Source organism: Pseudoalteromonas sp. M8, from assembly GCF_018141365.1.
Taxonomy (GTDB): domain Bacteria; phylum Pseudomonadota; class Gammaproteobacteria; order Enterobacterales; family Alteromonadaceae; genus Pseudoalteromonas.
Genome location: NZ_CP047240.1, coordinates 1929733 through 1950922, shown reverse-complemented (window position 1 = coordinate 1950922; position 21190 = coordinate 1929733). Strand labels below are relative to the sequence as shown.

Genomic DNA, 21190 nt, shown 5'->3' with positions numbered 1-21190 from the left:
TTCAAATTTATAGTTTGTAGTGAAGACTCAAACTAATATTTCTTGGCTCACCATATGCTAGCTGCGAGTAGAAGCCGATCTGACTGTAATATTCTTTATCAAAGGCATTATCAATATTTAGTTGTACTGATAGCGCCTCGTTGTGTTGGTATCTAGCCATTAAATTGATAAGTGAATAGGCTGGCTGTTCAACTCGTACATTGCCTAATGGTGATTTTATGTCAGTGTAATTTTCACCCTCCCAAGAAATACCTGCACCCAATGTAAATTGGTTATATTCAAAGGTATTGAATAATCTAAATATTTTTCGAGGAAATCGCGTATTAACCGTATTTGATGTGCCACTACTATCCTCAGCGGTTGCTTCGAATGCAGTATAATTGGCATTAATCTTCCAGCCGTCCATGATCTGACCGACTACTTCGAGCTCGTAACCGTCGCTTTCAACACCATCTGCTTCCTTGTATGCAGCTAACTTATCAGGACGTGGAACAAAATCAGGGTCAACAACCGCTAAGTTTTCCTGCTGTGTTTGAAAGTAAGTTATATTGGTATGTAACGCATCATTGAAATAAGTGCTTTTCAAACCAATTTCATAATTGAGCCCAGTGAGGGGGTCTAAGTAATTGTCATCAGCGTCAACCGCATTCTGCGGCTTAAAGATTTCCGTATAACTTGTATAAATCGTATGACTGTCATTTAAGCTATACAGTAGCCCCGCATAGGGAATAAATACGTCATCATCGCCATAGTCTTGGTCTGTTCCATAGGATACACCCTGCCTATTCCAGCTCGCTAACCGTGCACCAACAATTGCCTTAAATTTATCGCTCAAATGTATTCGTGTCGCAGCAAAGTAACCTGTTTGCTCAGTGGTGTAATCCTGGCTGATGTATTTTTGACCCCAATCTGGCTGGTCAAATTCCCCGTTCCACTCAAAAAAGTTTGTGACTGGTTTGGCAGTTTTGCTCCCCCACCTTCATAGCCGTAATACACAAAGTCCTGATCGCTCTTTGCAACCCCAACTACAAATTCATGTTCGTGGTCAAATAAAGAGTACATGCCTTGTAATCTGACACCAAAGTCAATCTGCTCTCTTTCATTTTCTAGGCGCGATCCAGAAGCAGTCATCCCAGCCCCCGTCACAGGATGAGGAAGTCCGGATACCCAAAGTAAATACATGTCTGCAGTGCTGACATTTTTATTCGCATGGGCAACCAACTCCCATCCATTACTAAAACTGTGATGTAGGTTTGCAAAAAATGTTTTGTGTGTACTGGCCCAACTACTCCATTTTGCGGCCACTGAAGCTGAACGATCAAAGTCTGTACGGCTGAGATCAGAGTTGAATATTGGCAGCCCGCCCCATTGAGAGCCTTTGGGTTCATTGTCTTGAATGCTATACCCTAATCGCAGTAAGGTTGCATTCGACAAATCTGCATCAACGGTGGCATAAAAAACCTGTTTACTCTTTTTTTCATAGTCGACAAAAGAGTCGCCTTCTTGCAGCACCATAACCGTTCGACCTCTAACAGATCCGCTTTCGTTTAGCCCGGTGCCCAGATCAACACTCGCATAATAATTGTTCCAGCGCCCTAAGCGCGCAATTACCTTGCCACTAAGTTCACTCGAATTTGCGTGTTTACGAACCAAGTTAATCGATGCCGACGGATCTCCTGCACCGGTCAACAACCCTGTTGCTCCACGCACGATTTCAATACGTTCATAAAGCGCCGTGTCGGTGAGCGACTCACCAGCACTCTGCGCGCCATTCCACTGTACTGGCACCCCATCAATTTGGTAGTTGTCAACATTGAAGCCTCGAGACGAAAACGCATTCCTTGAGCTATCGTAAGCTTTGGCCGAAATGCCAGAAGCATTATTAATCACATCGGTTAGTGACGTTAACGCCTGATCTTCAATACTTTGCCGGGTAATAATATTCACGGTTTGCGGGGTTTCTTGCAATGTCAGACCCAAACCTGTTGCCGTGTCTATTGGCTCATTGACCACATAACTGCCCGTCACCGCAATACGTTCAATTTCATTATCACGCGCGAGAGCTGCGCCTACTTCATGGATTGAGAAACGATTTTCGTCAACTTTAGTTGCAACAAGCCCGCTTCCTTTCAAAAGAATTTCAAGTGCTTTTTCCGTCGTATAGTTTCCCTTCAATTGTATCGTTTTTTGCTCTGCTAACGCGACACCATATGCAGTAATGTGCTGCTGCGTTGCAGCTGACAGTTCGGTTATCGCTGTAGAAAGCGTTTGGGGTTCTATATTTAGTTGGTACGTAGTATCGCTAGCATAAACGTTCGCAGTTGCCAATATGAGTCCTGCGCTAGAAATAAATAAGCTCCGTCTACATATATTCATCGCATGCTGAAACTTATTTATTCTAAAAGTATGGCTTTTCATGGTCATCCTCTATTTTCATGTACCCATTTATATAATTCATCGTTAAGACGTCTACGAATTAACAAACCCGTAAAAATCTTATAAAAATCCGCTTTAGCGTAACGGCGAGCATTAAGATAAGTAGTAACTGAAAGGTGTTCGTCATACTTTTTATGTGCGAGCAGCGAAAGTGCCACCCGTACTTACCGAGACAGTACCTCTTTACAAAAGTTTATTGCTACGGTGAGACGCTTTTCTACATTTGACAGGCTAATTGCTAACTGTGTGGCAATATCTCGTTGTTTAACACCCTTGATGGTGTACATAAAAAATATCTGCCGGGTTAACAATGGCAGCTCGTCCAGTGCCAAGTTTATGCAACGAAGCTCACACGAGCTGATATGGCACTTTGAAATATCGGCTATTTGACTATCAATACATGTCGTCATGTACGCTTTTTCATACTGGGTTCTAGCCTGTTCAGTACGGAAGTAATTAATGACTTCATTGTGGGCGGAGCGATACAGATAGGCAGTTGGATTTTCTACATTTCGCTTTGTTTTCATCTTTAACAGTTTTTCAGCAATGATTTGTAGAATGTCTGACGCTGTATCTGAGCAACCAAGCTTGCTAGTCAGAAAACGTTTTAGTGCACATTCATTTGAGGAGAGTGACTGTAATATTTCTTGTGAATACATCATTTAAAAGTCAACACGCAAGTCCTTGCAAAAATTGCGAATGATAATAATTACCATTTATTAAAATTGCAATACTTCTGAGATATAAAGCCTAAGTGGGGGTAATCTATTACCCTTTATTTAGAAACCTTTGTCTTAGGCTCACACTAACTGATATTCACTATCTGAGTATGGAGCTGAACTGCGGATTAGGAATGCTTGAGTATTGAATAACAAGGGCAAGATCAAACTGCTTTTCGAGTTCAAGGAGAAACAGGCAGGGTGATAGTAAAACAGCTTCCAATCCCAACCTCACTTTCTACTACAAGCTCGCCACCATGCTCTTTAATAATGTCATAACTTATTGAAAGGCCTAAGCCTGTCCCGTTGCCAATGGGCTTAGTCGTAAAAAATGGGTCAAATATTTTATCTTTTATTTCTTCGGGGATCCCCACCCCGTCATCTTGAATTCGGATCAGTACACGCTGTTGTTCTAGACTTGTTGAGACGCGGATCTCTCCTTCGCTTTTCAATGCCTGAGCCGCATTGATCAGTAAATTCGTTAATACTTGAATTAGTTTACCTTGATTACCGAGCACTTGAGGGACTTCATTCAGTTGTGTGATCACATTAGCATGATATTTGAGCTTACTCTCCACCAGATTTAACGTTGTCTTAATACAGGCGTTAATATCACAAGGTTGCAATTGAATAGTATCTGCCCTTGAAAACTGTTTGAGGTCGTTCACAATCGCAGACACTCTTTGTAGCCCAGTCATCGACTCGTCAATAAGCTCAGTACAATCGCTATTAATAAAAGCAAAGTCTTTGTCTTGAATAAACTGATTAAACGCTACGAGTGTACTGGGTTCAAGTTCAAGCTGAATCGCACGCTTTGCAAGTTCGGCATAATCGCCATGATAGTGACGCATCACATCGAGATTACTCATGACAAAACCGAGCGGATTATTTATTTCATGGGCAACCCCGGCGGCTAATTGACCCACCGATGCCATTTTTTCTGAGTGAACAAGCTGTTGCTGTGCGGCTTCAAGCTCTCTATTGGTAGCCTCAAGCTGCTGATTTTTCTGATTCAGTTTTTCAGTTCTTTGCGCCACTAATTCTTCTAGATGTTTATTTAGCTCAATCAAGTCATGCTTATATCGCTCTCGACGCTCATGCTCTTCGGCTAAGGTTTGTGATAGCTCATCAAACGCCAAAGATAGCTCTTGTAACTCATCTTTACTCTGTATTGGTTTCCATTTGAAATCAAACACGCCGTTTTTGACATTCCGAGCGATAAATTTAGCTTGATTCTTCAGTATATACAGATTGGTTGTGAGATATATACCGAGAAAATAAGAGAAAATAGCAACTAACGCCATTTCAAACAGCGCGATGGAAACCGTCCAGCGTTTTACCTCTGACATAGCTCGATTTATGGTGCCAATATCTATGCCTATTTGAATGGTGCCAAACAGGGTCCCACCCTCAACAATATCAGCATGAATATCAAAAATACCGTCGGTAACTGTTTCAACTAACGTATCACCTTCAAATGTACGTTCTTTTAAGCGCTCGTTACCTGCAAAAGAAAGAGTTTGGTTTTCACCATCGATGACTTTAACGTAAAGGATATCTGGGTTACTTAATAACTCATTGGTAAAAGCATCCAGTGTGGCCAAATCGTATGACAGCACCGCATCTTTGGTCGCACTCGCAAACAGGCTTGCGGTTGTCGTTGCGCGTTTATTCATGGCGTCATTTGCAGACTCCATCATAAAATCAATCACTACAAATATGAGCGCACTCAACAACACCGCTTCAATAATAGCGGTGCCAATCATGGTTTTGAGTCTTAACGATAGCCTTTTCATTCAGTTGTGGGGCTTCTTAATAGTCCGCGTACTAATTGCCAACTAAGGTTTCTAATTCTAATGCTTTTACGTCTTGCCAGTCCTCGTTCGACGCCGCCATAATGCCTTTGAAATTCACCGCTTCGAGTAGCCTAATGCCCTCTTCACTCAGTTCAAGAGAGGTCAACGCCTCTACTAATCTTTGCCTTGCATCTTCTGGCATTGTTTTTTTTACGGCAAATGCATGGGGCGTATAACCTTTTGTCGTCCAGAGAATGTCGAGTTGTGATTTAATTTTGGGATCGGCGTTGTTGAAAGTACGCATAACACCACCGCCCGCTTTGACAAATCCTCTCGACACGTTGAGATAAACAGAATCATGGGAAGAGACATACCTTGGTGTAAATTCAATACCTTGTTTCACAAGTTCACCACGGGGCAAAATGCTTGCAGCGAATGCAGCAGGAGCCGGAAAAGCAAGCGTCTCTCCTCGCAACTGCGATAAGTCAGTAATACCCGTTCCCTTTTTAACCACGATGATCCCTTTGATCATTTTATCTCTTTGCTTGGCGATAGCTTGATAACCTGCCTGCTCATTAAATACAACAAAGTGATAGGGATTCATGTATGCCACATCATACTCTTGCTTCAACACCCGAGCTTCAAAGGTTGGTATATCTTTAGCGGTTTTAAACGTGTAGTTATCTTCGGTCTTATCACTGAGATAATCGAGAATAGGCTGCCAATTTTTGGCTAACTTATTTGCAGACTGCTGCGGCACAAAGGCGAAGGTATAATCACCACTCAAACATAAAGCGGGAAATAAAATGAGACTCATCAGCAGGATTTTTATCATCACATCACCACCTAGCAATAAACACTTTTCGAATAAGGACTTAAGCTCCACAAAAGTATAGATCAATATTAAAAAACGGCTTATTTGCTCATTGATAAAAGTGCCTGTCCTTTATCTTTTTATCTTATGTCCTTATCTTTGTTGGCCTTGATATTTTGTAACGCGCTTGCCAGCCAAATGGTAAACTGGTGAACAATCGCCGAACTCTTGCGATAAGTCGTTTGCCTGAGCCAATAGCCATAGCCTGAAAATTCCTCCATTGTTGGGCTTTTACTTAACCACCCCTGTATTACTGCTAACTCTGCTAATACATCGCTCAATAGTGCCAGCCCTTGCCCGGCCACAGCCGCCTGCAAGACAAAGTGTTCTTGCTCAAAATAACGCAAGTCATAATGGCTTTCGTCAATGTGCGCTCGCCAAGGAATATTTTCAAGCCCCGTTTCGTCTTGCCAATGGGTGAGAAATAGTACAGGTTTACCTTGGTCTGGCACCCGATAATTTGGGCTAGCATAAAGCCCAATTTTCTCGGTAATAAGATGAGTTTCATTAGAATTCGGATCCGCTTTGCCATAACGCAGGGCGATATCAATATGCTTCTCTTTATTTAAATCAATGAGTTGATCGCTCGCGCATATTGTGACGGTTTGGTTTGGGAAAGCATGATTAATGGCAGCCATATTCGGAGCAAGCCAAAGTGCAGCAAATGAATTACAACATGAAATAAGCAAATCATTCTTTTGCTCGGTAAACTCAATAAACGCATTATCGAGCATATTGAGTGAATCAATACATACCTTTGCAAGTGCCTGTCCTTGTAATGTTAATTGCACTGCTCGCGTTTTTCGCTCAAAAAGCTGAACCCTTAACTGTGATTCCAGTGACTTTATCTGATGTGACACTGCCGTAGGCGTAACATTAAGTACCCGCGCCGCATCTTTAAAGCTCAAGTAGTGCGCAGCAACCGCAAAGGTTTTTATGTTATTCAAAGACGGTAAATGTGTGAACATAGCAAACCTATAAGTTAGTTTATCTCATCTATTTATGGATTCTTCTCAGTTGTCACATTGCTCTCGCAGGCACAAAATAAAACACAAGACACAACTGGAGAAAAGCCATGAAAAACATTCTATATATAAGTAGTAGCGTAAGAAAGTATAGTGAGACGAGTTCGCAACATCAGTCAATTAGCCGGAGGTTAGGTGAGCAATTTTTGACAAAATTTAGCTGCTTCACACATGAAGTGGAAATCACCCATCGCGACCTCTCCGTGAAACAACCTGCATTCATCGATGAAGCATTTATAGCGGCTGCATTTGCAAAAGGCGTGTTGAGCGAAGAGCAACGCTTAGTACTCGCTGAGTCTGACGAAATTATCAAAGAAGTGACCAATGCCGATATTATCGTGATCGCAAGCCCTATGTATAACTACGGCATGCCTGCCGTGCTAAAGGCTTGGTTTGATCTGGCGATCCGAGTAAATAAAACCTTCAGCTTTGATTTAGCACGAGGTGATAAACCACTTGAGCCAATTTTATCGGGTAAAACTCTCGTATTACTGGCATCTTGGGGAGAATTTGCATTTAAAAAAGGTGAGTCACAATATCATTTGAATCATCTAAGTAGCCATATCGAGCAGTTGGCTCCATATTTAGGTGCTGAGGCGTTTTATGAAATCGCATCTGAGTATCAAGAGTTTGGAGATGACAGGCATAAGCACTCAAAACAACGTGCTATTGATGATGTACACAAACTAGCGCAAATACTTAGCGCTAAGTAAGAGCACAAGTGAGCGTATTACGCTCACGCAGCTTAGTGCTTATAGCAATAGGTAATCTTACTTTCTGAGTTTGGGCTTTCCTTTTAAACTGATTTGGATTATTACAGTAGTAACCACATTGATTAGCATGCATATACTTAATGAAATCATAGCGCGTTTTCTACCCACTTGCTGACGCCAATGGCTTCCATAATGAACTCTACTGATAATGCTGCGAGTATCATGCCCATAAGTCGAGTAAGTAGTGACGCTCCTGCAACTCCGATAAATTGAAGTATTCGCGTGGAATAAAGTAACATTAAAAGTGTGATAAATAATACAACCAACATAGTAGTAGCTGTAACTAGCTGTTCTTGAATGGTATAAACGTGATTATCAGTAATTAAAATTACTGCCAAAATTGCACCAGGAGATGCAGTAGAAGGTATTGCTAAAGGAAAAACGGAAATATCATGCATCGGCTCTTTCGTATTCTCGCTGGATTCTTTAGAAAAAACCATTTGTAATCCAAATAAGAACAATATAACTCCACCAGCAACCTGAAAAGAAAGTAGGCTAATACCCAAAGCTCCTAATAGAATTTGTCCAATAATTATGGACCCTATCAAAATGATGGAAGCATAGGCTATAGTTTTGATCGCCGTCTTCTTACGTTCTTCAGTAGAGAGATTAGCTGTAAGCGCAACGAATATCGCCATAGTGCCAATAGGGTCGATGGTGACCCATATGGTTAGAAAGTCGTGCAAAATTTTTTCAGTCATAAACCGCTTCCAATTTAAATTATCTAGGGGTGTAGAAGCTTGCCTTTCACTTATTATCAATATCTTACTAAAATTAACAGTATCACAAGTTGTTATAGATAGATCTATAAAATAGCTTTTCTTAACTAAATTTTTCGTGCTCATTACTAAAGCTGATATCAAGCAAGTTAATCATGTCTGATGAACTTAAGATTTAGGTGGGTTTGAAAGTGATTGAGCTTGTATCAGGCCGAAATCAACGCAATCCAAATATATAATCAACAAATTAGCGATAACAAGGAGAAAAATAATGGAAGGTCTTGATTCGGAAAGAGGCCAACTCAAACCGCACGGTTTAAGTTGGCTGTATAGGAAGTTAAGCGTTTAAGACCGCCAATAATCTCCCCTTTGAAGTCACTATATCGGCTTTTTCAGCTTCAGCTAGATAACTGATAAGGTAAGTCTCAAGGCTGCTTTCTTCACCTTGCAGTTTTGCATCCAGCATCGCGACTTGCTCAGACATTCTTTCGCTTTGCAACGCTTCCGGTGATGACTGATTCGTTAAAATCTCAAGCCTCAATAGCAACTGAGCAGCGTTTAGCGAGGTTTTATTATTGCCTTGCCAAGAGCTAGGAATATCACCGTCAGTGTCTACTGCTTCCACCAGTTCATTGAACTTTTCACGACGCTGTGAAGAAAATAGATCATCTAATTTCGACTTCACTTGAGACAATAAACGATTCTTTTCTTGCTTCAGTCCTGGCACTACAATAAACGTATTGAGTTCGTTACGAATAGCAACCAGTTCATTTTGAGTTACCGCTTCTATGACCTTGTTGTCGAACTCTGCTAACAACTGACGCTGCTCGGCTTCCTGCGACTTCTCCTGTGCTTTTTGCTCTGCATATTGTGCGCTGCGCTTTTCAAACACGGCATCATTATGGGCACGAAATGCTTTCCACAGAGTATGCTCTTGTTTGGCACCAGCAAAACCAATTTGCTGCCACTGTTTTTGCAATGATTTCAGTAAGTCACAAGCTGCTGCCAAATCTTCAGCCTCTAGCTGCTGCTGTGCAGTTTCAACTAGCTTGGTCTTTTCAACGGCATTGGCTTGATGGAAGGCTTTAAGTTTCTCGTAAACCGCTTGATGGTGCTCACGGTAAATCGAATTCAGCTTTTGATAGACTTTGGCATCCACATTGCCAGCATTTTTCCATGCTTTGGCTAGGCGATTAAATTGTGCTTCAACTTCTCGCCAATCAATACCTTCGTTATCCAAAGTACCAAGCAGCGCTTTCACTTCCTCGATCAGCGCTTCACGTGCAATTTTTGCCTGCTCACGCTGTACTTCTTGCTCCGCAAAGTAAGTGCGACACGGTACAAACAATAATTCAATTTTTTCATCAAATTGAGCGGCTTGTGCCTTTTCCTGTTCCGTTTCAACATGACCAAGCTCGTTCCAACGTACTCTAAGTAATTTTACTTCCTCAGCACGCTTAACTGGGTCAACCGCCTCCTCAGCGAGTTTGTTATCAAGCTCCGCAAGCAATTCTTCACGTTTAGGTGTAGCAGCATACTTTTGCCAATCTTTAAGATCTTTTAATGCTTGAGACAAGCTTTCATGCTGGTTTTCGAGCTGCTTTTTGTAGCTTGGCGTTAGCAACTCAAACTGCTCGATAAAGCCATTAAAAACGCCAAATGCCACGTTAAATCGGCCCTGATCAATTAATCGTTGCACATCGCGTGCTTTCTTCTTCGCGATTTTGAGTACTTTTTCTTGCTCATTTTTCAGCGGCTCGATAGCTGTCATAAACACTTGGCTTGCATCTGATAGCTCAGCTTTTGCTGATCTATGCAATACCTTAGGCAGTGAATCTAGTGCTTTACGCGCTGCAACATAGCGGTCTTTTTGTGCTTGCACTTGGGTATCAAGCGATTCTAATGAAGTTGGTACTTCAACTGCTTTCAACTCTGCTAAGGCATTATTGAAGGTTTCACTTGCAGCAATAAGTGCGGGCAAATCGGCAAGATCACGCTCAATATTTTGCAGTTTTCGGGTGAACTCGCCAAGCGCTTCAACGGTGACATATTGAGGTGCAGACACTTTGCCTTTTAATACTTCACTACGCTTAACCAGTACATCGTGCGAGGCTAAGTCTAGTGTTTTACATGCAATTTCGACCGATTTTTCAATGGCTTCAAGTTCAGCAGTTAATTCAGCAACCTCTAGGGCTTCATTTTGCTTTTGCATTAACTCAGCTTGCTGCGCTTGATGTTTAACTTGTAACTCATTGAGATGACGGTTTAATTTATCTGCTACTTGTTGATACTTTTCATCTAGTGCAGTTACCGTTTCAGCATCTAACCACTTAAGCTCAATGCTTTGCCACTGTGCAAATAACTGTTGTGCTTGCGCGTTCACAATTTCATAGCTTTGCTTATCTCTTAGCGCGTTTAACTTGGCAAGTACAACCCGCGTTTGCTCAGCAACTTGAGTAGGCATTTCTTTTGCTAATCGCTGCTGCTCCAGTGATCCAGTAAGAGAAGTCAGCGCTTCACCTTTGGCTGCTTTTAGGACACTCTTTTCAAGTGAATGCTGTGCAATCAGTTCCAACATAGCGATCTGAAGTGCTTCATCACCTTCTTTGAAGGATTTTTCGATTAACGTGGCGTTCGCAAGGCGCTTAAGCAGTTTAACTTTGTTCGTTAAATCAGTCTCAATTAACGCGACTTTCTCAAGCGTTTTAGCTGGTGCATAGCGTTCAATGTATTCATCACGAATGTTGCTCTGCAGTGCGGTGTCTTGATTAATAACCGCACTCGAAATTTTCTGCTCAGCAAGCTCTTTTAGCTCACTATCTTGCTTATAAACTTTCCACCAAAGACCAAGGTCATTTACCTTAGTAAGTACCTTTTTTCTGATCTGTGCAGACTCGTCCTCAAGTGCTAGCGTATGTAGTAAAGTTGCGTCTTTGCTTAAGTCTAACTTGTCCACTGCTTGTGAGCGAACGTCAACCTTAGGGTGTTTCCATTTCGGTGTAAAAAGGTGTTTAAAGATCATTTTCACTGAACCTAGCTATTTCGTTGTCGGCTTTGAATTCTTGTTGTAATTCGCGTTTGGATTTTTGCACCATTTCACCTTTTTCGTTGATGGTGAACTGCTCATTGGACTTGGCTACTTTTGCTTGATATAGCATGACCAACTGCACGGTTTGCTCTTTTTGCGCATCACTTAGCGACGTACCATCAGGCCACTTTCCAGTTGACGCGCCGTATTGCAAACGCTCGAATACTTCAGGGGTAATATTTTGAACTAAGCTATCTACATTCATTACTACTTTTTCTTTTTCAAAATAACGAGGATGACTCGATTAATTAAGTACCAAACCGCACCTATGCCTATAGCGCTTTTGCTTGCGATCATTTCAAACGAGTTAGGTTCAGGCTGCTGCCAATAGATATATAAGAATCCGCCTAGCACTAAGATCAGTGCAATAAACGAGTAATTCATTACTGATTGCTGACGTTTTACACGGTTTCTAGAGGCCGCTCTCTCTCTGTCTTCTTGAGAAAAGTCTGCTAAATTGGTTTCACAATGCGGGCAGGACTTATGTTTGGAGGAAATAGATTTACCGCAGCTTGGGCACTGTGCTATTGCCATCGTGTTACTTCTCCATAATACAAAAAAGGGCACCTGTGAGGCGCCCTATTCTACTACCTTTGCAAACTCTTGTCCTTAAATGACAAGATAATTTTAATTAAAATTCACTCACTGTTTGTGTTCTTTGTTGAAATCTTCCCAGTATTCTTTAACTGAAGATTTCATTTCTTTTCTGAGTAGTAAAATACCAAATAAGTTAGGTAAGGTCATCACTACAATGGCCACTGCAGCCAACTTCCACACTAGTGTCGTATCAGCAAACGACGCCCAGAAGAAACCTGCAACATAGAATACGCGATATGGCATGACCGAGCGGCTACCCAGAAGATAAATCATCGCGCGGTCGCCATAGTATGACCATGCAATTGCCGTAGAAAACGCGAATAACAACAAGCCAATCGAAACGATGTATTTACCATTTTCGCCCAAATAACCTCGGGTAAATGCTTTGGTTGTCAGCTCTGCCGAATGCACTAAAGAGTAACCAATCACGCTGATGCTATTGTCTGTTGGCAAGCCGTCTTTCACTTCGACGGTACCTGTGTACTTGTGACGCTCTGTAATACCAAAACGTACTTGCTCACCAATAGAACGCGAGTGGATCACGGTAAAGTTTTCTGTTACCGCCTTACCCTGTACGACTTCAATCTCACCATTGAAAGGTTTGACAGTATGCTCTTTTTTACCATTCAAGTAGGCGTACAATGCATCTCGGTCTTGTTGATTCGATTCGTCATATTTACCGTCTAAGATAACCATAGACGAGCGCTCAAAATGAGTTTCGAACTTTTCGGTCCACACACCCGATGACAAAATAACCAATCCCGTCAAGGTACAGATAATAATTGTGTCAATAAACGGTTCAAGAATGGAAACCATACCTTCAGACACTGGCTCATCGGCTTTTGCCGAGGCGTGCGCGATTGGCGCTGAACCTTGACCCGCTTCGTTGGAAAACAGACCTCGGTTAACCCCACGGTTAAATGCATACGCAAAAGAAGCCCCTAAGAAACCACCCGCTGCCGCAGATCCCGTGAAAGCATCTGTAAATACAGAAAGGAAAGAAGGAACGATATTCTCAATGTTGTAGAAAATAACGGCAAAAGAGCCAAGAATATAAATCGCAGCCATTAATGGCACAACGCGAGAAGTGATGGCAGCAATACGCTTGATACCACCAAGAATAACCAAAGCAAGTAGAATAGAAAGCACCGCACCTGTTGCCATCGGTGCAAAACCAAAGGTCGCTTCCATACCTTGAGCAATGTTGTTGATCTGCGGCAAACTACCTGTACCAAATGAGCTAATCACAGTAGCAATTGCAAATAATACCGCTAGCCACTTCATGTTTAAGCGACGATCCATATAGTACATTGGACCACCGGCCATGGTGCCATCATCTGTTTGTACACGGTATTTATGCGATAGCGTGACTTCCACAAATTTGGTTGTCATACCAAAAAAGGCCGTCATCCACATCCAAAATAATGCTGCAGGCCCGCCGATTGAAATTGCCAGTGCCACCCCACCAATATTCCCAGTACCAACTGTGCCAGAAAGTGCCGTTGCGAGTGCTTGGAAGTGTGTGGTATCCCCTTCTAGGCCCTTTTTATCGTATTTTCCGGTAACGACTTTACAAGCATGTTTGAAATATCGGATCTGTGGAAATTTCAAGTAGATTGTAAAAAACAAACCTACCCCTAACAGTACATACGGGAACCAAGGTGAACCACCTAACATTCCATCCAAGCTATCTAATAAGCTGCCTAACGCATCCACGAATATTCCCCTTTATTGTTGTTATTACACCCTGTTGAGGTGTTCTACCTTATTATTTTTAAATATTATTTTGTTGTTCTTTTAAACGCACAAAAATAAACGGGTAATCAATATGGTGATTACCCGTCTTTAAGCTTATCTTAAGTCGTCAACCACATTTAAGATTGCAGCTAAGGTGTCTTGACCAAACTGATATGAGCGTCGGTCTGACCAACCGAAGTATGGATCCGGCAGATTTGCATTATCCTTAAACGGCATTTCAACGGTATAAGCCAACGCTTTGAACGCTTCACCAACAGCACATGATGCTACAGTAAGGTTTGCTTCACCCGGTGCATCTTTATCGTAACCAAATTCATCTTGGAACTCAGGTGTGATAGTTAACAGTGCCGCCTTGAAAGACTCTTCCAAACGCTGTAGGCGCTCATCATAACTCGGAATACCTTCACTGCCCGCAACGAAGTTATACGGTAGTGCTTCGTCACCATGAATATCTAGGTACATATCCAACCCAGTTTCATGCATTTTATTTAATACATAATAAACTTCAGGTGAGTTCTCAAGTGTCGGGGTTTGCCATTCACGGTTAAGGTTAACGCCTTTTGCATTAGTGCGAAGATGACCACGAACGCTGCCGTCCGGATTCATATTTGGCACGACATAAAATATCGCTTTCGATAACAGTGCAGCAGCATGTGGGTCTTCGTCATCCAATAGTTTGTGAAGTAGACCTTCAACAAACCACTCTGCCATCGTTTCACCCGGGTGCTGGCGCGCCGTGATCCAAATCTTTTTCTTCTCATCTGACGGCTCACCAATAGTGAGTAAGCTCATATCACGGCCGTCAAGTGTTTGACCTAGCGTCTCTACAACGCACGCATCGTGGGCTTGAGCCCAGTAGACTAAGTCTAAATGGCGCTCATAACTATAAGGAGCAAAATAAGCAAAGTAGGTATGAACACATTCAGGCTCAAAATCGATAGTTAATGTGCCATTCTCATAACGGGTTGGCACACGGAACCAAGTTTGACGATCGTAAGATGCAACCGCATGATAGTCATCCCAACCTTCAGGGTATGCTGAGTTTAGTAGTTGGTTGATATGAATTTTGTGCTCTAAAAAAGGCGTAGACTCAAGTCTAAAGTGAAACCATTGAAAAAAGTCAGACTCATTGTCTTTATTGATTTCTAGTTGAATATCCGCAGGTGATTCTGCTTTTACCACCTTGATATTACCACTATCGAAATTACTCGTAATGCGCATAGGTTTCCCTAAATAAGTTAAAAACTGTTGTGTAAATACACTGTTACCATACTCAACTTTGCTTCAGTCTAGAACAATATTAAGCCTCAAAAAGAGGTAATACTGTGCCTGCCTTTGCACAAAGTTAAGGTGTAACTTTTTGTTAGCTAATTGTAGCTGACCTATCTTTGCAAGCCTACCACAACCAATTTGTTTCAAAAACTAAAAAAGCCAGCTGGTGCTGGCTTTTTGTCGTAAATTTCGTGTTAGCGAGGTAGGCTCGGGAATTTTACTTCCGCCATGTCTTGCATTACACGTACAACCTGACAGCTGTAACCAAACTCGTTATCGTACCATACGTAAAGTACTACGCGGTCGCCATCAACGATGGTTGCTTTTGAGTCAACCACACCTGCATAACGGCTACCCACAAGGTCAGTAGACACGATTTCTGTTGATGCAGTGTAGTCAATCTGGTCACGTAGTTCAGAGTAAAGTGAAGACTCACGAAGGAATTCATTTAGCTCTTCAGCAGTTGTTTCTTTACCTAGGTTTAGGTTAAGAATTGCCATTGATACGTTTGGTGTTGGTACACGAATTGCGTTACCAGTTAGTTTACCAGCAAGCTCTGGAAGTGCTTTAGCAACCGCTTTCGCAGCACCGGTTGAAGTAATAACCATGTTCAATGCTGCACTACGACCACGACGCTCAGCTTTGTGGTAGTTGTCGATCAAGTTTTGGTCATTGGTGTAAGAGTGAACCGTTTCAACGTGACCATTCTTAATACCAAACTTGTCGTTAAGTGCTTTTAATACCGGTGTGATTGCGTTAGTTGTACAGCTTGCTGCAGACACAATCTTGTCTTCAGACTGAATGTCTGAGTTGTTAACACCATAAACGATGTTTTTGATGTCACCTTTAGCTGGCGCTGTAAGTAACACTTTAGACGCACCGATTGACTTAAGGTGCTTACCTAAGCCATCTTCGTCTTTCCACACACCTGTGTTATCTACGATAAGCGCGTTTTCAATACCGTATTTTGTGTAATCCACTTCTTCAGGTGAGTTTGCGTAGATAATCTGAATGTAGTTACCATTTGCTTTAATCGCACCTTTTTCATGGTCTACTGTGATTGAACCATTGAAAGGACCATGAATTGAGTCACGGCGCAATAAGCTTGCACGTTTCTCGAGATCACCATCGCGGCCACCGCGAACAACAATTGCACGAAGGCGTAAATCAGCGTGAGAGCCGCCACGTTCGATAAGTAGGCGTGCTAATAAACGGCCAATGCGACCAAAACCATAAAGAACGACGTCACGAGGCTCTGGACGTGCACCTTGGTTTAGTAATTCTGCAAGTTCTGCATTTAAAAACTCTTCGATTGAGCGGCCTTCACCTGCATTTTTATAAATGTAGGCATAAGCTAGCTTACCAAGGTCAACACGACCTGGTGCTAATTCCATTTTGCTGATCACTTCTAAGAATGGAAAGCTTTCACGAAGACGTAGTTTACGCTCTTCAAAGCGTGCTACTGTTTTGTGTGCTTTGATAACATCAATGGTGCTTGCGCTCACAAGAGGACGACCGTATACAGAGATTTCAACGCCTTTGTTACGGTATAGACGACCGATTAGGGGTTGCATGCTTTCTGCATAATCTTGACGCTCTTGCCAGCTGTTTTGATATTCTTGCTCGTGAGATAAGGTCATTTTTTCTGCCTAATAAACAATTTTCTTTGAACGGATAGCCCGAATGGGCACGGCTATTCTAATTTAAACTGCCGTGATTCTCCACTGTTACCGAACAATTCATTGCGTTAAACTAGTAAACTATTAGCTCTACCCTGTTTATTCGGGCGTAACCCCCTATAATTATAAAAAATCATTGAGGTCAAACTATGGCGTTTAAAAAGTCGCTAGTCTTTGCAGCGTTACTACTTGCTGGTTGCGACGACACCCTAACCTTGAACCAAGTGTGTAGCGAAACGCCTGGTTTTTGTGAAGACTTAAATAAAGACAGTCACTGTAAAGACGAACGTGCGTCGCTAATTTACGCGCGCTACCACGAATACAAGTCTCCAACGGACGAAAACAAATATGACTTGTTGCAAAATTTAGAAAGCTACAACCAATGTGTTTCTCGCGCCGCCAAAATTGAGCACATCAAGTTAAAAGAAAAAACCACTTCACGAGTGGAAGGTCATCTCACCGCACTAAAAGAAATGACGCGTATTTACAATGAAACAAAAGACAGTAACCACCCAGGCCTGCTCTATTATCATTGGTCTCGTAACAGTGATCGCACAGCAATGAACAAGCTACTGAATATGCAAGACGACCCTAGGGTCCAAAACGATCCCGAAATTCAGCTTTTCCTCGCAGAGTTTTATGCCAAAGTAGATGACGATAAAACCGTTGATATTCTCTATCGCGTATTAGAGCTGAATAAAAGAGGTCATACCCCTAACCCAGAAGTCTATTCATCTTTAGTCAGTATTTTCTACAAACACGAAAAGTATAAGCACGCATATACTTTTGCCCGAGTGGCCCAGCTTTCTGGGGTTGAAGATATTGATATTATTCCAGTAACAAACCAACTGGCTTCAATGGGCAAAGATTTAGCCAACTTAGATTCATTGGCGCAAAGAACTTACGAAAGCATTCAAGCTGGGGAGTTTGTTTCCCCACGAGATTTTTGAGCTTAGTTATAAAAATCAAAACGGGAAGCCAATGCTTCCCGTTTTTGAGAATAAATGATCACTACTTTGCCAGTGCTACGTTAATAAATACCGCGGTCATTAAGATTGGGCAAACAAATCTAACGTACTGAGCAAACAAGTAATGTGCACCACGGGATTCTAAGTGGAGCTGATTACCGCGCTTCCAAACCCAGCCAACAGTAATAAAGTAGAACAGCCCCATCAATGGTAGCTGATATTGCGTGAATAGACTGATCACCAATTCGAACAACCAATCAAAGTTTAGAATAATCGTGCTCGATGCTAATAAGATAACTAACGTAACCAACCAAGTCGCTTGTTTACGTTGAAAGCCATGGTTTTCAACCAAGAAAGATACCGGAATTTCTGTTGAAGAAATGGTAGACGTTACCGACGCAATAGACATAAGCACAAAGAAAGTCAGGCTAACTAATAATCCCATTTCACCCATATTGGCAAATAGCTCGGGTAAAATGGCAAAAATCAACCGCCCTTCACCGATTAATTTGCCGTCTTGAAATACTTGAACACCATTTTGCTGCGCAACGAATATTGCAGGGATAATAAGTAAACCGGCCAAAAATGCGACACTGGTGTCTAGCATTGCAACACTAAACGTCAGCTTAGGTAGATTTTCATTCGGTTTTAAGTACGAGCCATAAATCATCATGCAGCCCACACCCAACGACAACGAAAAGAATGCCTGCCCCATCGCCGCAATGATCAAGTCAGGATCGCTAATTTTTGAAAAGTCCGGAATTAAATACGTTCTAAACCCTTCTGCTGCACCGTTTAATGTCGCCATATAGCCAATAAGGCAAAGCAGTAATACCAGTAACAACGGCATAAGTCTGCGCGACCAAGCTTCTATGCCTGATTTTACGCCTTTAAGAATAATGCTCGCAGTCAAAATTAACATTAGTGGCGTAAAGATGAAGTTTCTCAGCATCGAATCACCGCTAAGAAACTGATGTGCAGCATCTAGTTCAGCCATTTGCGCAAGAGGATCAAGTGCATGAGACAGCATCCACCCAGCCACGATGGAGTAAAAGCTGAGCATCACAATAGCACCAGCAAGGCCGATATACCCCGCCGCGGCTCCTATTTTCGGATTACCTTCACGCCAGGCTGTCTTAAGTGCTTTAACTGGGTTTGCTTGTGCCTGATGGCCTAAGTACAATTCTGTGTAAAGTGCAGGTAATGCGAGTAAGAAAATTACCGCAAAATAAACCAGTAAAAATGCACCGCCACCGTGGTTTGCGGCTTGTGTGGGAAATCCCCAAATATTACCAAGTCCAACAGCCGCACCAGCTGCTGCTAACACAAAGCCAAGTCGGCTTTGAAATCCATCGCGCGTATGAGCCATGTCTGTAATCAATCATTATTTTTGTAGACGGCCGATTATACGTACTTCCGCTAAAAATGCGAGAGGTTCGAGCCGTGCCTCAGAAACTCGAGTTGGGCGTCTCTAGAAAGTCCATTTCTTCTTCTGTTGAATCGCGATTGAGTATTTCATTTCGATGGGGATAACGGCCAAATCTATCGATAATTTTTTTATGCGCGACTTCAAAATCATAATTGGGCAGGTCTCGAAAATAATGATCTGCGGCACGATGGATGATGCGACTTTCGCTATGCATCATAGGTAGGTATAGAAACATCAACTCAGTGTCGTTGAGCTGGCGGTGATAACCCTTTTCGATAGCGTGTTGGGTGAGGCTCAGCGCCAAAGGGTCACTGGCAAACGCCTCTGGAGTGTCTCTGAATATATTGCGTGAAAACTGATCTAAGATAATGATTTCGCACAGCGCGCCAAGTGGCGTCGCTCTCCAGCTCGAAAGTTCACCTTGGTGCGCCATTTGGTGCAAAATACCGAAGCGATTTTTTATGATGCGATCAAAGTCCGCAGACTTCTTCCACCAATCTGATTCAGTGCATTCAACAAACCAGAATTCGTAAACGTCTTTATAATTCATGATGGCACTCCTAGGGAAAAACAAACTTGAAGGTCAGCAGACCCTAACCGTCATAAACAAAGTGCCACCCATCGCTCAATAATGCAACTTTTTTATTAGTTACTGAAAAACAATAAATTCACTTACGCAACCTCTAGTAATTTAGCATGAATTGACTGCACGACCTGATCTGACTCCTGCTGCTCAACTAAAAAGCACAGATTGTGCTTGCTCGCACCATGGCATATCAATCGAATATTAAACTCTGACAACACATCCATCAGGTTAAGTTGGCACTTCTTCAACTGGATCTCAGAACCTATCATGGCCACCAAAGTAAGATTATTTTCAACGGTCACATGACAAAACTCGCCAAGTTCATCCAAACAAGCTTGTTCTAGCTCTGGTCGAGAAGCATTCGGCGCATTATCCAGCGTAAGTGCAACACTAATTTCCGAAGTCGTTACCAAGTCAACCGATATATTGTAATTGCTTAAAATGGTGAAGATACGAGCCAAAAAGCCGCTAGCAAGAAGCATTTCAGGGCTCTTTAACGTCAATAGTATTTGGTTTTTGCGTTGTGTCACTGCGCGAATGCCTGCTTGCGCCGTTTTCTCTTTTTCAATCCAAGTGCCACCCGCTTGCGGATCACGGCTTGAACCAACAAATACTGAAATACCTTTACGACTCGCTGGCAATATAGTTGCGGGATGTAACACCTTAGCACCAAATGTCGCCATTTCTGCCGCTTCATCAAAACTCAAACGAGGAATAGGTCTAGCCTTTACACACAAACGCGGATCGGTACTGAAAATACCAACGACATCGGTCCAAATATGCACACTTGACGCGTCAATTGCCTCTGCTAACAATGCAGCACTATAGTCAGAACCGCCACGACCAAGCGTAGTCGTCTGGCCGTATTGGTCACTACCAATAAACCCTTGCGTCACCTGCACTGTGTCGCCAAGTAGCGCGACCAAATTGGTTTGCGCAGCTTCACGCGTAGCTGCAATATTTGGATTCGCTTTTCCAAATTGATTATCTGTTTTAAGCACTTTACGCACATCAAAGCGCGACGCCTGAACCTGGTTATTACGTAGTATTTGGGTAAACAAATAAGAAGAAAAACGTTCGCCAAAGCTCAACATTTCATCGCATTGCTGTCTGCTAAGTGCAGGTAAACTCGCAAGGCTTTCAAATTCACTGAAAGTTTGCTTGTAACCCTCAGCAAGATCAGCATCCAAAGACACTTGGTCGATAATCGCTTGCTGTATGTTTTCAACCGCTGCAACAACCGCTTTGCGCCCGGCCTCATCTTCCTTTTGTTGGGTTAGCGTTACAAGGTGATTGGTTACGCCAGCACACGCACTCACAACGACCACTCGAACATTTGGGTTGTCACGAACAATGTGAGCACAACGAGACATAGCCTCAAAGTCAGCGACACTGGTACCGCCAAATTTGGCTACAACATACTGCGAATTCATTTTCTCTCCTCTCGACTGTTGGCACAGTCAAATTTTAT

Annotated in this window: 18 protein-coding genes; 2 read left to right on the top strand and 16 right to left on the bottom strand. The window is 42.4% G+C overall.

All coding sequences use genetic code 11. From position 1 onward, the window contains the following. Nucleotides 1–7 precede the first annotated feature (7 nt). The 6 genes from GSF13_RS13405 to GSF13_RS13380 form a co-directional block, all read right to left on the bottom strand. Complete coding sequence (locus tag GSF13_RS13405; protein WP_211869013.1) at nucleotides 8–892, bottom strand: TonB-dependent receptor; 885 nt, start codon at nucleotides 890–892, stop codon at nucleotides 8–10. Continuing rightward, nucleotides 832–2418, bottom strand: coding sequence for a TonB-dependent receptor plug domain-containing protein (locus tag GSF13_RS13400; protein ID WP_211868680.1), 1587 nt, complete (start codon nucleotides 2416–2418; stop codon nucleotides 832–834). The genes GSF13_RS13405 and GSF13_RS13400 overlap by 61 nt, the downstream gene beginning before the upstream one ends. Nucleotides 2419–2600: 182 nt before the next feature. Continuing rightward, nucleotides 2601–3098 carry an RNA polymerase sigma factor gene (locus GSF13_RS13395; protein ID WP_095727866.1) on the bottom strand — a complete coding sequence of 166 codons (498 nt, stop codon included), beginning with the start codon at nucleotides 3096–3098 and terminating at the stop codon, nucleotides 2601–2603. A gap of 239 nt (nucleotides 3099–3337) precedes the next feature. Beyond that, on the bottom strand, nucleotides 3338–4951 hold the full coding sequence (locus tag GSF13_RS13390; RefSeq protein WP_227387192.1) for an ATP-binding protein: 1614 nt from the start codon (nucleotides 4949–4951) through the stop codon (nucleotides 3338–3340). A gap of 31 nt (nucleotides 4952–4982) precedes the next feature. Next, nucleotides 4983–5786, bottom strand: a complete 804-nt coding sequence (locus GSF13_RS13385; RefSeq protein ID WP_206472983.1) for a PhnD/SsuA/transferrin family substrate-binding protein — start codon at nucleotides 5784–5786, stop codon at nucleotides 4983–4985. Nucleotides 5787–5905: 119 nt separating this feature from the next. Then, on the bottom strand, nucleotides 5906–6793 hold the full coding sequence (locus GSF13_RS13380) for a LysR family transcriptional regulator (protein WP_211868678.1): 888 nt from the start codon (nucleotides 6791–6793) through the stop codon (nucleotides 5906–5908). Nucleotides 6794–6900: 107 nt separating this feature from the next. Between GSF13_RS13380 and GSF13_RS13375 the strand changes: the two genes are divergently transcribed. Then, on the top strand, nucleotides 6901–7563 hold the full coding sequence (locus GSF13_RS13375; RefSeq protein ID WP_211868676.1) for an NAD(P)H-dependent oxidoreductase: 663 nt from the start codon (nucleotides 6901–6903) through the stop codon (nucleotides 7561–7563). Between the two features lie 146 nt (nucleotides 7564–7709). On the opposite strand, the gene GSF13_RS13370 is transcribed toward GSF13_RS13375, so the two are convergent. From GSF13_RS13370 to GSF13_RS13340, 7 genes are all read right to left on the bottom strand, one after another. After that, nucleotides 7710–8324: a MarC family protein gene (locus GSF13_RS13370; protein WP_010604523.1), complete on the bottom strand. Its 615-nt coding sequence runs from the start codon at nucleotides 8322–8324 to the stop codon at nucleotides 7710–7712. A 355-nt stretch (nucleotides 8325–8679) separates the two neighbouring features. After that, on the bottom strand, nucleotides 8680–11364 hold the full coding sequence (locus GSF13_RS13365; protein WP_211868674.1) for a DUF349 domain-containing protein: 2685 nt from the start codon (nucleotides 11362–11364) through the stop codon (nucleotides 8680–8682). Continuing rightward, nucleotides 11354–11635 carry a DUF1315 family protein gene (locus GSF13_RS13360; RefSeq protein WP_010604521.1) on the bottom strand — a complete coding sequence of 94 codons (282 nt, stop codon included), beginning with the start codon at nucleotides 11633–11635 and terminating at the stop codon, nucleotides 11354–11356. The genes GSF13_RS13365 and GSF13_RS13360 overlap by 11 nt, the downstream gene beginning before the upstream one ends. Nucleotides 11636–11637: 2 nt before the next feature. Beyond that, nucleotides 11638–11964: a hypothetical protein gene (locus tag GSF13_RS13355; protein WP_010604520.1), complete on the bottom strand. Its 327-nt coding sequence runs from the start codon at nucleotides 11962–11964 to the stop codon at nucleotides 11638–11640. Between the two features lie 108 nt (nucleotides 11965–12072). Then, nucleotides 12073–13743 carry an AGCS family amino acid carrier protein gene (locus tag GSF13_RS13350; RefSeq protein ID WP_174169027.1) on the bottom strand — a complete coding sequence of 557 codons (1671 nt, stop codon included), beginning with the start codon at nucleotides 13741–13743 and terminating at the stop codon, nucleotides 12073–12075. Nucleotides 13744–13878: 135 nt separating this feature from the next. Next, a complete protein-coding gene (locus GSF13_RS13345; RefSeq protein WP_174169028.1) occupies nucleotides 13879–15006 on the bottom strand; it encodes a carboxypeptidase family protein in 1128 nt (375 codons plus the stop codon). A gap of 245 nt (nucleotides 15007–15251) precedes the next feature. Beyond that, nucleotides 15252–16697, bottom strand: a complete 1446-nt coding sequence (locus tag GSF13_RS13340) for a glyceraldehyde-3-phosphate dehydrogenase (RefSeq protein WP_010604517.1) — start codon at nucleotides 16695–16697, stop codon at nucleotides 15252–15254. Between the two features lie 188 nt (nucleotides 16698–16885). On the opposite strand from GSF13_RS13340, the gene GSF13_RS13335 reads away from it, so the two are divergent. Further along, entirely contained in the window at nucleotides 16886–17686 is an 801-nt protein-coding gene (locus GSF13_RS13335) for a DUF2989 domain-containing protein (RefSeq protein WP_010604516.1), read from the top strand. 61 nt (nucleotides 17687–17747) lie between these two features. On the opposite strand, the gene GSF13_RS13330 is transcribed toward GSF13_RS13335, so the two are convergent. The 3 genes from GSF13_RS13330 to lysC form a co-directional block, all read right to left on the bottom strand. Then, nucleotides 17748–19073: a sodium-dependent transporter gene (locus tag GSF13_RS13330; protein WP_174169029.1), complete on the bottom strand. Its 1326-nt coding sequence runs from the start codon at nucleotides 19071–19073 to the stop codon at nucleotides 17748–17750. Between the two features lie 79 nt (nucleotides 19074–19152). Further along, nucleotides 19153–19683 (bottom strand): DUF924 family protein, encoded by a 531-nt coding sequence (locus GSF13_RS13325; protein ID WP_010604514.1) that lies wholly within the window; start codon nucleotides 19681–19683, stop codon nucleotides 19153–19155. A 122-nt stretch (nucleotides 19684–19805) separates the two neighbouring features. Further along, on the bottom strand, nucleotides 19806–21152 hold the full coding sequence (gene lysC / locus GSF13_RS13320) for a lysine-sensitive aspartokinase 3 (protein ID WP_211868672.1): 1347 nt from the start codon (nucleotides 21150–21152) through the stop codon (nucleotides 19806–19808). Nucleotides 21153–21190 lie beyond the last annotated feature (38 nt).

Excerpts from the sequence above, each read along its gene's own strand:
- GSF13_RS13400 (WP_211868680.1), bottom strand. The coding sequence starts at position 2,418 with ATGAAAAGCCATACTTTTAGAATAAATAAGTTTCAGCATGCGATGAAT.
- GSF13_RS13395 (WP_095727866.1), bottom strand. The coding sequence starts at position 3,098 with ATGATGTATTCACAAGAAATATTACAGTCACTCTCCTCAAATGAATGT.
- GSF13_RS13390 (WP_227387192.1), bottom strand. The coding sequence starts at position 4,951 with ATGAAAAGGCTATCGTTAAGACTCAAAACCATGATTGGCACCGCTATT.
- GSF13_RS13385 (WP_206472983.1), bottom strand. The coding sequence starts at position 5,786 with ATGATAAAAATCCTGCTGATGAGTCTCATTTTATTTCCCGCTTTATGT.
- GSF13_RS13380 (WP_211868678.1), bottom strand. The coding sequence starts at position 6,793 with ATGTTCACACATTTACCGTCTTTGAATAACATAAAAACCTTTGCGGTT.
- GSF13_RS13375 (WP_211868676.1), top strand. The coding sequence starts at position 6,901 with ATGAAAAACATTCTATATATAAGTAGTAGCGTAAGAAAGTATAGTGAG.
- GSF13_RS13370 (WP_010604523.1), bottom strand. The coding sequence starts at position 8,324 with ATGACTGAAAAAATTTTGCACGACTTTCTAACCATATGGGTCACCATC.
- GSF13_RS13365 (WP_211868674.1), bottom strand. The coding sequence starts at position 11,364 with ATGATCTTTAAACACCTTTTTACACCGAAATGGAAACACCCTAAGGTT.
- GSF13_RS13360 (WP_010604521.1), bottom strand. The coding sequence starts at position 11,635 with ATGAATGTAGATAGCTTAGTTCAAAATATTACCCCTGAAGTATTCGAG.
- GSF13_RS13355 (WP_010604520.1), bottom strand. The coding sequence starts at position 11,964 with ATGGCAATAGCACAGTGCCCAAGCTGCGGTAAATCTATTTCCTCCAAA.
- GSF13_RS13345 (WP_174169028.1), bottom strand. The coding sequence starts at position 15,006 with ATGCGCATTACGAGTAATTTCGATAGTGGTAATATCAAGGTGGTAAAA.
- GSF13_RS13340 (WP_010604517.1), bottom strand. The coding sequence starts at position 16,697 with ATGACCTTATCTCACGAGCAAGAATATCAAAACAGCTGGCAAGAGCGT.
- GSF13_RS13335 (WP_010604516.1), top strand. The coding sequence starts at position 16,886 with ATGGCGTTTAAAAAGTCGCTAGTCTTTGCAGCGTTACTACTTGCTGGT.
- GSF13_RS13330 (WP_174169029.1), bottom strand. The coding sequence starts at position 19,073 with ATGGCTCATACGCGCGATGGATTTCAAAGCCGACTTGGCTTTGTGTTA.
- GSF13_RS13325 (WP_010604514.1), bottom strand. The coding sequence starts at position 19,683 with ATGAATTATAAAGACGTTTACGAATTCTGGTTTGTTGAATGCACTGAA.
- lysC (WP_211868672.1), bottom strand. The coding sequence starts at position 21,152 with ATGAATTCGCAGTATGTTGTAGCCAAATTTGGCGGTACCAGTGTCGCT.